The sequence below is a fragment of the Rhodobacter capsulatus genome, assembly GCF_003254295.1.
GTDB lineage: Bacteria > Pseudomonadota > Alphaproteobacteria > Rhodobacterales > Rhodobacteraceae > Rhodobacter > Rhodobacter capsulatus.
The window spans coordinates 1-11363 of record NZ_QKZO01000004.1; the positions used below are offsets into that span (position 1 = coordinate 1).

Sequence of the window (11363 nt, forward strand, 5' to 3'; positions counted from 1 at the left end):
CCGCCAGAGTTTGTGCCCGTCTCGAACACGACGCCCTGGGCCGCATCCGACAGCTTGCGCACCCCCGCGCAGATCGTGGCCTCGTCCGACCCCCAGGCGATCGCGGCCGCCGCCATCCACTGGTTGAGCCCGTTATGGGCCAGACAGCCGCGGCCCTGCGCATCGAGCTGATAGATCGGGCGATTGGCCGCCGTCGCCTGCACGAAACCGATCTGCCCGCCCGCGGTGAATTTCGACAGCCCCACCGGCTGCCCCGCCGCGGTGACCGGGATCGTCCCGGCCGCATCCTGAAACAGCGTCACGCCGGGGATCATCGGCTCGACCCAGCCGATTTCGCCCGAGGCGAACAGGCCGGACGGATCAAAGCCCTGCGCCCGCGCCGCTGCCGCGAGCCCAAGCCCGCCGAGGCCAAGACCCAACATCACAGCCGCTCCGGGGCAGGGGGCAGGCGGCCGGGGGCAGGCGATATGCGATGGGTCATGACGATCTCCTGTGATTGCACGGGAGAGAGGATCCCTGCGCGGATTTTACATCCGGTAACGGCGGCGCGCGGCGATCGGCCCCGGGGCGCGACAATGGCGCATTCCTCAACCGGTTCATTGCCCTCGGCGCAGCCGTCACAGAGGTCGCACGACAGGTTTGTCCCGGGAAAGGCGGTGTCCGACCGTCACCGGATTTGTGCAACAGAGCCGTGGAAACGGAAAAGGCAAACCGGTTCCGGTTTGCGTCCCGCGCGTTTTGACCGGTGTCCCTGGTGCCGCGGACCGACTGTCACCGCCCGAAATCGGCCCTTGCGCCGCGGCTTCGGGGCGCCCCTGCCGTCAGGGGCGCGCGTGCAGCGCGACATCTAGGTTGGGCACCTGCGCAGGCTCGCAGCCGAAGAACCGCGCCTCGAAGGCGGATTGCGGCAGCGGCCTCTCGAACAGATAGCCCTGCCCGTAATCGCAACCCAGCTCGATCAGCGTCTGCAGCGCCGCCTCGGATTCGATCCCCTCGGCCAGCGCGACGAAGCCGAATTTCTTCGCCAGACCGATGATCGCCTCGACGATCTGGCGGGCGTCGCCGTCGGCCTCGATGCCGCGCACGAAACTGGCGTCGATCTTCAGCGTCGTCACCGGCATCCGGCGCAGATAGGTCAGGCTGGAATAGCCGGTGCCGAAATCGTCGATCGCCAGCGCGATTCCCATCTTGCGCAGCCGCTGCAGCGCCTCCATCGCGCCGGGAATGTCGACGGCCAGCTGATCCTCGGTCAGTTCGATCTGCAGCCCGAAGGGCGGCGCCACATCGTCCGAGGTCTTCCAGCCCACCCGCACCAGCGCCGCCTCGAGCACCTCGGCCCAGTCCTGCGCCGCAAGGCTGGAGGCGGTCTGATTGATCGACAGCGTCCAGTCGGCATGGACAAGCCCCGCCCAGCGCCAGCGCGCCTGCACCGCCACCGCGCGGCGCAGCACCATCCGGTCGATCGCCGGCATCAGCCCGGCCTTGGCGGCCACCGGCAGGAACGCGCCCGGCATCACCAGCCCGTGCCCGGGCCGGTTCCAGCGCACCAGCGCCTCGCAGCCGCGCGGGCGCTTGTCATCGAGCGCGAAGATCGGCTGGAAATGCAGCTCGAATTCGTCGTTTTCCAGCGCGCTGACCAGCGCCACCCGGGTTTCCAGCTCGCGCAGCGCCTCGGCCCCCATCGAGGGCTCGTAGACCATCACCGCCCGGCGGTCGGATTTCGCCGCATACATCGCCAGATCGGAGTTGCGCAACAACGCGTCGCGGCTGTCGCCATGGCGGCCATAGCAGGCGATCCCCGCCGAGGCCGAGGGCCGGTAATTGTGCAGCCCCGGCAGATCGAGCGGCCGCGCCAGATGGTCGAGCAATTCGCCCGCGCGGCGCTGCGCCGCCGCCTCGTCGGCATGGCCGATCAGCACCACGAATTCATCGCCGCCGATCCGCGCCGCCAGCTCGCCCTCGGTCAGCGCCGCGCGCAACCGGTCGGCGATCACCGTCAGCAGCAGATCCCCGGTCTCGTGGCCAAGCGAGTCGTTCACCGACTTGAACTTGTTCAGATCCAGATACATCAGCGCGAAACTTTGCCCCGCGCGCGAGGCGAAGCCGATCCAGTCGTCGATCCGCTCCGCCAGCAGGCGGCGGTTGGCAAGGCCGGTCAGCTGGTCGAACTGCGCCATGCGCTGGTTGTCGGCCTGGGTCTGGCGCAGAAGCGTCAGATCGGCCAGCATCGCCACATGGCCCAGATTGGTGCCCGACGCATCGGTCAGCCGGGTGATCCGCGCCCAGCAGGTCAGCTGGCGGTCGTCGTGGCTGTGCAGCGCCACCTCGCCCTGCCAGGCGCCCTCGGCGCGCGCGAGCACCTGCCGCAGCCAGGAATCGGTCTCGGACATCCCGGCCATGATCCAGCGCGTGCCGGTGCGCGGCGTCACCAGCGCATCCAGCCGCAGCTCCGGGTTGGCGCCGGGGGCGAGGCCGCTCATCCGCTCGAAAGCCGGATTGACCCGCATCACCCGCAGCTCCGGATCGGTGATCACGATCGCATCCGAGGATTGTTCGAAGACCCTGTCGGCCAGCCCTTCCACCTCGCGGGTGCGCAATTCCTCGGTGACGTCGCGGGCGCGAGTGAAGACGCCGATCACCGCGCCGTCGTCGTCGAAGACCGGGCGGCGTTCGGTCAGCAGATGCGCCGGGCGTGGTGTGCCGGGCTGGCCATCATGGGCCCGGGTCGGACGCAGCACCGTCTCCTCGACGATCAGCGCCGTGCGCTTCGCGATCACCCCGGTCTCCAGCCCGTTCAGATGGCGGGCCAGCTTCTCGTCCATGAACTGCGACCGCCGCCGCCCCTCGATCTCGGCGGGGATGCGGCCGAAGGGCTGGGCATAGGCCTTGTTGGCGATCACCACCCGGCCATCGGTGTCGGTCAGCGCCACCGGGTCGATCGTGCTCTCGATCAGCAGGCGCAACAATTCGGGATTGCCGGCCGACGTTCCGGCTTCGAGCGGAAACAGCACCAGCCACCAGGTCGCACGCTCTGCCTCGAGCTTGCCGGGCGCGGCGATGACATGAGCGTGAAAGCTTTGCCGCCGCCCGTCGGCCCGTCCGATCCGCAGCGTCACCGCGGGCGCCGCGGGCGCGGTGTCGGGCCGCAGGAAGGCCGCATCCAGCGCCTGGGTCAGCGCCCGCGCCTGACTGCGCGACAGCACCGCCCGCAACACGCCCGAACGCCCGCCGGGGCCGCCATCGCCCAGCAGCGCCCGCGCCGCCGCATTCGCATCGACGACGCGCAGCGCATGGGTCAGCTGCAGCACCGGCACCGGCAGAAGGCGCAGCAATTCGCCCGGCAGATGCATCTGCTCGACCGGGTGGTGCAGCGCAAGCTCCAGCGCCGCCGCCTGTTCCGCGCAGCTCACCCGCAGCCGGTCGAGCGCCGCGCGCAGCTCGGCCTGCGCCGCCGCGGGCTGCGACAGCGCCGCTTCCAGCGCGCACAGGCGCGTCTCGATCTCGGCCATCGGGTTGTTGACGGTCTCCGAGATCTTCGGACGCGGCCCGACGGACGGCGAAAGGCGGGCCGCCGGGTTCGCTGCGGGGGATGAAGGGGGCTTCCAATTCATGAAAGGACGCTCCTTGGCGTCGTGAAAAGTGAGTCGGATCGATATCTTTGTTCCGACATGAATGGGGAACCGCGACCATCTGTCAACTTGGCAGTTTTCGCGCGCAGGCGACGGCTCGCGCAAAAGATGTGCAGTGGGGCTTCCGGAAATGCCCCTCTCGGCCGGGGTTCGTTGCATTTTAACGAAGAAAAATTGGCATTTCGGCCTTGCGGGGCCTTGCGGCGGGGCGGGATTCGCAAAGCGTTAGGAAACCCCCGGCACGCTCGCGGAGGTTGCAAATGGATGCGTTCAGATGTCGGAAAAAACTCTTCCCCAGACTTCGCTGCCCCGGACTTCTCTGGCCCAGACTTCGCCGGCCCGGACTTCGCTGCCCCGGAACTCCTTGCGGCGCGTGATGGTGATGACGCTGGGCATGCCTGCCTTTCTGGCGCTGCTCTTCGGGGTCTTCCTGATCGTGGAACGCTGGACGGCGCTTGGCGATGCCCGGCAGGTGCAGCGGCTGATGGCCCTGGCCGAGACGGCCGCGGCGGTGGCGCATGACCACGCGCTTGAACGCGGTCTGACGAGCCTGTTTCTGAACGGCCAGGAGACGGCGGTGCCCGACAAGCTGACGGCGCAGCGGGGGCAGACCGATGCCGCGCGGGCCGCGCTGATCACGCGGGCCGAGACGATCGGGCTGGACCGGTTGCCGCCGCAGGTGGGCGCGCTGATCGAGGAGCTGCGCGGCGATTTCGAGAATAGCGCCGGTCTGCGCACCGCGGTCGATGCCCGCACGATCCCCGCGCCCGAAGCGATCGGCTATTACACCGAAATGAATGACGACGTGCTGCAGCTGGTCGAGGTGGTGGCCGGTGCCAGCGCCGATGCCGAGGTCAATGCCCGGATCACCTCCTATGCCGCCTTCATGACGGCGAAGGAACGCGCCGGGCTTGAACGCGCGCTGGGCGCGGGGGCGTTCCGCAAGGGTGTCTTCGACACGGCGGTGCTGCTGAAGATGCGCGCGATGGTGGCGCAGCAGGATCAGGCCCTGCAGTTCTTCGCCGCTTTCGCCACCGACGAGGACCGGACGACGGTGACACGGCTGAACGAGCTGCCCGCTTCGGTCGAGCTTGCGCGGATGCGCGAGATCGCCTTCCGCTTCCCCGAGACGCAGGATGCCGGTGGCGTCACCGGAGAGGCCTTCTTCGCCACCAGCACGACGCGGATCGAGGCGATGAAACAGCTCGAGATCGAGATCGGCACGCATATCGCCGCGGCGGCGGCGGACCGGGCGCAGATGGCGCTGATCGGCTTTCTCGGTTATGGCGCGATCATTGCCGGGGCGCTGCTGCTGTCGATGCTGACCGGGACGCGGTCGGTGCTGCGGACCGAGGCGGATGTGGGCGCGCTGGTGCGGGCGGCCGATGCGATGGCGGGGGGGCAGCTGGAGGCGGATCTGCCGGAGCCGCGCCTGCGCGAGACGGCGCAGATGGGCCGCGCGCTCGACAGTTTCCGGGTCAGCATCCTTGAGGGCCGGGAGATCGCCCGCAAGGCCGAGGAAGACCGAGAGGCGCATCGCCAGGCCGAGGCGCAACGCGAGGCCGCCGCGCGGGCCGGCAAGGAAGCGCGGCTGGCGCGCGAGGCCGAGGCGGCGCGGCTTGCCGCCGAGCGCGACCGGCAGATCGCCGCCGAGATTTCCGCTGTGGTGACGGCCTGTGCCGAGGGCGATTTCTCGCGCCGGATCCCGCTTGACGACAAGGAGGGCATCCTGGCTCAGATCTGCGCCGGGTTGAACCGGATCGGCGAGATCACCGACGCCGGGATCGCCGAGGTCAACACCGCGCTGCGTCATCTGGCCGAGGGGGATCTGACCTATCGGATCCGCGACGGCTTTGTCGGCGTTTTCGGCGAGATGGCGCGGTCGGTGCGGGCGGCGAAGGACAGCATCGCCCGGACGGTGCTGGCGATCGAGGCGGCCTCGGTGACGATCGACGGATCGAGCAGCGAGATCAGCACCGCCGCCAACGATCTGGCGCGGCGCAGCGAGCAGAATGCGGCGATGCTGGAACAGACCGCCTCGGCGCTGGAAGAGATGTCGGGCTCGATCGGCTCGATGGCGGGGATCGCCAATGATGCCAAGAACCGCATGCGCGAGATTTCGCGCCGGGCCGAGACCGGCAATGGCATCGCCTCCCAGGCGATGGAGGCGATGGACAGCATCCGCCAGTCTTCCGAACGCATCGCCGGGGTGTTGCAGGTGATCGACGACATCGCCTTCCAGACCAATCTTCTGGCGCTGAACGCGGGCGTCGAGGCGGCGCGGGCGGGCGAGAGCGGGCGCGGCTTTGCCGTCGTCGCCTCCGAGGTGCGGGCGCTGGCGCAGCGCTCCTCCGAAGCCTCGCGCGAGATCGCGCAGATCATCGGCACGGCGACGCAGGATGTCGGCCGCGGCGTCGAGATGGTCGATCAGACCGCGGGGGCGCTGGGGCAGATCGTCGGCACGATCCGCGAGGCGCTGGACCGGATCGAGCATATCGCCGGGGCCGTGGGCGAGACCGAGGTCGGCATCGCCGAGATTTCCAAGGCGACGACCGAACTCGACCGGGTGACGCAGCAGAATGCGGCAATGTTCGAGGAAACCAATGCCGCGCTGGGCGCCCTGCGGATCGAGGCCGATGCGCTGGTGGCCAATGTGGCGCAGTTCCGCACCGACAAGAACGATCAGGCGGCGCTGCGGGGCCGCGCCGCCTGACCCGGCGCCGACGGCCTCCGGCGCCGCTTACGCCGGAGCGTCGAAGGCGGGGGCAAGTTGTCGGGCCAGATAGTCGCGAAAGGCCGCTTCCTCGAGCGGCGGCGCGAACAGATAGCCCTGCAGGATGTCGCAGCCCATCAGCCGCAGCGTCTCGGCCTGGGCCATGGTTTCCACCCCCTCGGCGACGGTGGCGACGCCAAGGGTGCGGGCGATCTGCACGATCTGCCGCACCAGATCGGCCTCATGCGTGTCGCGGCGCAGCGCCGCCACGATGCGCCGGTCGATCTTCAGCGCCGCGGGCCGGATTTCCATCAGCCCGAGGATCGAAGTCTGCCCCGAGCCGAAATCGTCGATCTCGATCTCGATCCCCTCGGCGCGCAGCCGTGTCAGCGTGTCCCTGAGGTTGCGCCCCTCCTCCTGCCAGTCGCCGGTCTCGATCAGTTCCAGCGCCACCCGGGTGCGGCCGCGCCCGACCCTCCGCACCGCCGCGGGCAGGGCCGGATCGCGCAGCCGCCCGGTGCAGACGTTGAAGCTGATCCGCGGCAGCACGATCCCCGTCGCCTCGAGCCGCTCCAGCACCGTCGCGGTCTTCTCCATCATCACCCGGTCGATCTCTGCGACGATGCGCAGATCACGCGCCACCCGCAAAAAGGCGTCCGGCGTCAGCAGGCCGCGCTCGGGGTTGCGCCAGCGCACCAGAACCTCGACCCCGGCGAGCCGCAGATCCTGCGCCCGGACCTGCGGCTGAAACCAGGGTTCGAATTCGTCCCGCTCGAAGGCGGCGCTGAACTGCGCCGCCATCAGCCGGTCCAGATGCATCTGCTCGGCCATCGCATGGTCGAAGATCTCGACCCGGTTGCGCCCCGCCGCCTTCGCCCGATAGAGCGCCGCATCGGCGTAAAGCTGCAACTCTTCGGCCAGATCGGTGATGTTCTTCGCGATCACCACGCCAAAGGAGGCGCTGATCCGGCAGGGATGGCCGCGGTAGCGCAAGGGCTCGTCGAGCCCCTTGCGCAGCCGTTCCAGCACGGTGCGGGCCCGCACCTCGGTGCTGCCGGGGGCGAGCAGCAGGCAGAATTCGTCACCGCCAAGCCGGGCAGCGAAATCATCCGCCTGCAGGGTGCTGCGCATCAGATCGGCGACCCGCAGCAGCACCCGATCGCCTGCCTCGTGGCCCAGCGTGTCGTTGATCTGCTTGAAATGATCGAGATCGATCTGGATCAGCACGCAATCGCGCGGCCCGCCGCCGCCCGCCGCGCGCAGCCGGGCCTCGATGTGGCGGTCGAAATAGCGCCGGTTCGGCAGCCGCGTCAGCCCGTCATGCAGCGCCAGATGCTCGTTTTCGCCGCGCATCCGTTCGGCCAGCGCATAGGCGCGTTCCAGCTCGGCCTCGCGCAGCACGTCGGGGGTGGCGTCGTAAAGCGCGCCGGTCCAGACCAGCGTGCCGTCGGGCTTCGCCTCGGGCAGCGAGGCCGCCATCAGCCAGATCTGCCCGCGCTCGGGATGAAGGAAGCGGAACCGCATCCGCCAGGGCGTCAGGCTTTCCGCGCTGTGTCGCGTCATCTCCTCCATCGCGGCGCGATCCTCGGGCACGACCCGCGCCAGCAGGCCGCCGCCGAGCCGGTCGATCGCGGCGCGGTCCAGGCCCACAAGTTCGCTGAACCGGCCGCTCGTATAGGGGAAATCGGCCCGTCCGTCGGGGTGGCGGCGGTATTCGAACAGCCCCACCGGCACGATGTCGAGGATCGAGGCGATGCGCGCATGCGCCTGCCGGATCTCCTCGGCGTCGGCGCTGGCCCGGGCCTCCATCTCCAGCCGCTCGGTGATGTCGAGCGCCTTGCCGAACCAGCGCACCCGGCCATCGGCCTGCACCGAGGGCGAGGCCCAGAGGTTGATCCAGCGCGTGCTGCCGTCGGGCAAAAGCACCCGGTGCCGCGCCTCGACCTGCGACAGCGTCTCGCGCGCGCACCAGAAGGCGTCGAAGACCGCATCGAATTCCGCGGGCGGGATGTTGCGGAACACCGCCGGACCGCCCGTCAGCATGTCTTCCTCGGTGACGCCCAGAAGCTCGGCGAATTTGTGCGTGAAATAGGGGAAGGACACGACGTCGCCGAGGCGCTGCATCTCGAACAGTGCCCCCGGCACGTTCTGCGCGATCGTGTCGAGCCGTTCATGCGCCAGCCGCAGCTCCTCGAGCGTTTCGGCCAGCCGCGCCTGCATCGCGCTTTGCTCGGTCACGTCCAGCACCGAACCGTACCAGATCACCGCGCCATCGGCCTGGCGCACCGGCATCGAGGACAGCTGCATCCGCCGCAGGCCCTTTTGCGGATGCACGAGCCGGTAGACGACGACGAGCGGCGCCAGGTTTTCGCGCGAGGTCCGGATCGCGGCGGTCAGGATCGGCGCATCTTCGGGGTGGATATTGGCGGCGGCGGCGGCGCCGTCAGCCTCGATCGCGGCACGGCTGACGCCCAGCAGATCGGGCAGCCGGGCGCTGAAATAGGGCAGGTCGATCCGGCCCGAGGGATGTTCGCGGTGTTCGAACAGCGCCCCCGGCGCCTTGTCGGCCAGCGTGTTCAGCCGGTCGCGCGCGATCCGCGCCGCCTCGGCCGCCTCGGCCAGCCGTTTTTCCGTTTCCTTGCGGGCGGTGATGTCCTGGAAGGCGCCGCAGATGCGCACCGGCTGGCCGTCTTCGAACTGCGCCTCGCCCAGCGACAGCACCCAGATCCGGGTGCCGTCGGCGCGGATCAGCGGCAGCTCGTACTGCCAGGAGGTGCCGTCGCGCATCGCCGCCGCCACCGCGGCCGTGACCACCGGGCGGGCCTCGGGGGCATAGAAGTCGATCGCGCTGTCCAGCGGCGGCACCGTGCCGGGCGGCATGCCATGGATCCGGCAGGTCTCGTCGGACCAGTAGATTTCCTCGCTGCGCAGGTCGAGTTCCCAGCAGCCGAAGCCCGCCAGCGCCCCGGCCTTTTCCAAAAGCCCCTGCACCCGGCGCAGCTGGCCCTCGCGCGCCTTGGTCGCGTCGATGTCGCGGCGCACGCCATAAATCCATTCCGGCCGCCCCTGCGCATCGCGCAGCTGCAACCGCCCGACATCGCGCACCCAGATCCAGCGGCCGTCGCGGTGGCGCATCCGCGCCTCGACGTCATACCACGGGGTCTCGCCGGCCAGATGGCGCTGCAATTCCTGTTGCGCCCGGATCAGATCGTCGGGATGGCAAAGCCGTCGCCAGGTGTCGAGGCCAGTGTCGGGGCCAGCGTCGGGGCCGGTGTCGCGACCCCGGGAGGCCAGATCGGTCGGCCGATAGCCGAGGATCGCGGCCCATCGGTCGTTCATCCGGGTGGCGCCGGTCTGCAGGTTCCAGGCCCAGGTGCCCAGCAGGGTCTGGTCCAGATAACGGGAGATCTCGTCGCGTTCGGCCCGACTGCGGGCGAGCGCCTCGGCGCTTGCCGCCTCGGTCAGGACGGCGCGGCCGGGCTGGGCCGGACCCGGGCGCAACAGGGTGACATGGCAGGGCAGGGCGGGCCTGCGGCCGCGCGCAACCCCGAGGCGCAATGTCGTGGCCGTCGCCTCCGAGGCAAGCCAGGTCGCAAGGCGTCTCCGGTCGGCGGGGGCGAAAAGATCCGCCAGCGCCGCGCCCGCAGCCGGGTCGGCAAGGTTCAGCAGCCCGGCGGGATCGGCCAGCGCGATGATCCGGCCCGCGGCGTCGAAATCGATCGTCACCGGCGGCGGTGGGCCGTCGCAGGTCTCGGTTGCGGCTTCTCCGGCAGCGCCTCCGAAATCCGGTGCAGTGAGCATAGATGACCCCCAGTGCCCTGCTCGGCCGAGGCGGGGACATTTCCCCTCGCTGGAAAGGGACCATAATTTGGTTAATGAAAAATTAACGATTTATTAACGCGGCCGCGCGGCGGAGGGCGGGCCGGAGCAGGGCGCGGCTTCGGGGCTGTCGCGGGGTCCGGCTGTGTCCCGGCTCTTGCCAGCCGCGACTGCGGGTTGTAAGAGGCGCAGAGCGCGGGTGTTGTGTAATGGTAAGACCCTAGCCTTCCAAGCTAGAGACACGGGTTCGATTCCCGTCACCCGCTCCATCTGACCCCTATCCGGGTCAAATTTCTCAATATCTTCTGGCCCTTGCGTCCCTTCCGGTGCACATTCAAGCACGCACGGGGCACACATGGGACTTGTCTTGAAGCACGTTGAGCAAACCAAATCGGGAAGCTGGCAATACCGCCGCAGGGTTCCCAAGGACGTTTCCGAGGTTATCACCAAGCGCGAATTCAAGCGCAAGCTGGGCGATTCTCAGAAGGAAGCCCTTGCCGCCTATCCGCAGTATCACGCCCAAGTGGAGCGCGTGATTGATGCTGCGAAGAAAAGGATGGCCGGGGCCGTGGCTGCGTCGGGGCCGAGTGCGTCGGAGCGCGAAGCCTATGCCGAGGCGTTGCGGCGTCGGGCTGATCTGGTGGCGCGCGGGGCGACGGAGGAGGTCCTAGAGCTTGCCGCCGATTCTCTGGCCGATAGCTTCCCGCAGGAAGGCTATGAGCCTGTCGGAGCGCCCCCGGTGGACCGCCACACGGTCAACCTTCTGCGCCTTGGGCCGGAACGCTACAGGCCCCCGGAGCCCACCTTGGGGGACGCCCTGCGGCTCTATCTGAAAGAGCATCTGAAAGCGGACAGCCCGGAGACGGACAGCCGCGTCACGGGGCTTGCAACCCGCGTTGTGGAGGCGGCAATCGCTGCCATCGGGCGCGATCCGCTGTTGACCGCAATCACCCGCGAAGATGCCCGCGCCGTCCGCGATCACATGCTTGACCGGGTGAAGGCGACAGGCCGAGGGGCCGGAGGCAAGGTCAGCGCGGCAACGGTGTCGCGGGAATTGTCGATCCTGTCCGCCGTCATCAACTTCGCCAAGGTCGAATTCGGGATGCCCGACACGATGCCGAACCCGTTCAGCCGCTTGCCTGTGGCGCGGGTGGCGAAGGGACAGGGACAGAAGGCGTCGGAGAAACGCGACCCGCTGCCGC

Annotated in this window: 5 protein-coding genes, 1 tRNA gene and 1 pseudogene; 3 read left to right on the top strand and 4 right to left on the bottom strand. The window is 69.1% G+C overall.

The genetic code is table 11. The features are described from left to right. The 3 genes from LY44_RS06580 to LY44_RS18420 all read right to left on the bottom strand — a co-directional run. Positions 1 to 422: hypothetical protein (locus tag LY44_RS06580; protein WP_146707212.1), on the bottom strand; the 422-nt coding region annotated here is incomplete at its 3' end. A gap of 399 nt (positions 423 to 821) precedes the next feature. After that, positions 822 to 3611, bottom strand: a complete 2790-nt coding sequence (locus LY44_RS06585) for a sensor domain-containing protein (protein WP_055209700.1) — start codon at positions 3609 to 3611, stop codon at positions 822 to 824. Positions 3612 to 3899: 288 nt separating this feature from the next. Next, the gene (locus LY44_RS18420; RefSeq protein ID WP_262985706.1) at positions 3900 to 4025 is read right to left on the bottom strand and encodes a hypothetical protein; all 126 of its coding nucleotides are present in this window, start codon (positions 4023 to 4025) and stop codon (positions 3900 to 3902) included. Between LY44_RS18420 and LY44_RS06590 the strand changes: the two genes are divergently transcribed. Continuing rightward, positions 4024 to 6342, top strand: coding sequence for a methyl-accepting chemotaxis protein (locus LY44_RS06590; RefSeq protein ID WP_160320047.1), 2319 nt, complete (start codon positions 4024 to 4026; stop codon positions 6340 to 6342). The genes LY44_RS18420 and LY44_RS06590 overlap by 2 nt on opposite strands. Before the next feature lie 27 nt (positions 6343 to 6369). On the opposite strand, the gene LY44_RS06595 is transcribed toward LY44_RS06590, so the two are convergent. Continuing rightward, on the bottom strand, positions 6370 to 10143 hold the full coding sequence (locus LY44_RS06595; RefSeq protein WP_111395983.1) for a sensor domain-containing protein: 3774 nt from the start codon (positions 10141 to 10143) through the stop codon (positions 6370 to 6372). Between the two features lie 213 nt (positions 10144 to 10356). Between LY44_RS06595 and LY44_RS06600 the strand changes: the two genes are divergently transcribed. Together LY44_RS06600 and LY44_RS18510 are read left to right on the top strand one after the other, a co-directional pair. Further along, positions 10357 to 10430: transfer RNA gene (locus LY44_RS06600), tRNA-Gly, on the top strand. Positions 10431 to 10516: 86 nt separating this feature from the next. Beyond that, positions 10517 to 10699, top strand: a pseudogene (locus LY44_RS18510) (DUF6538 domain-containing protein); the annotation flags it as partial. Positions 10700 to 11363 lie beyond the last annotated feature (664 nt).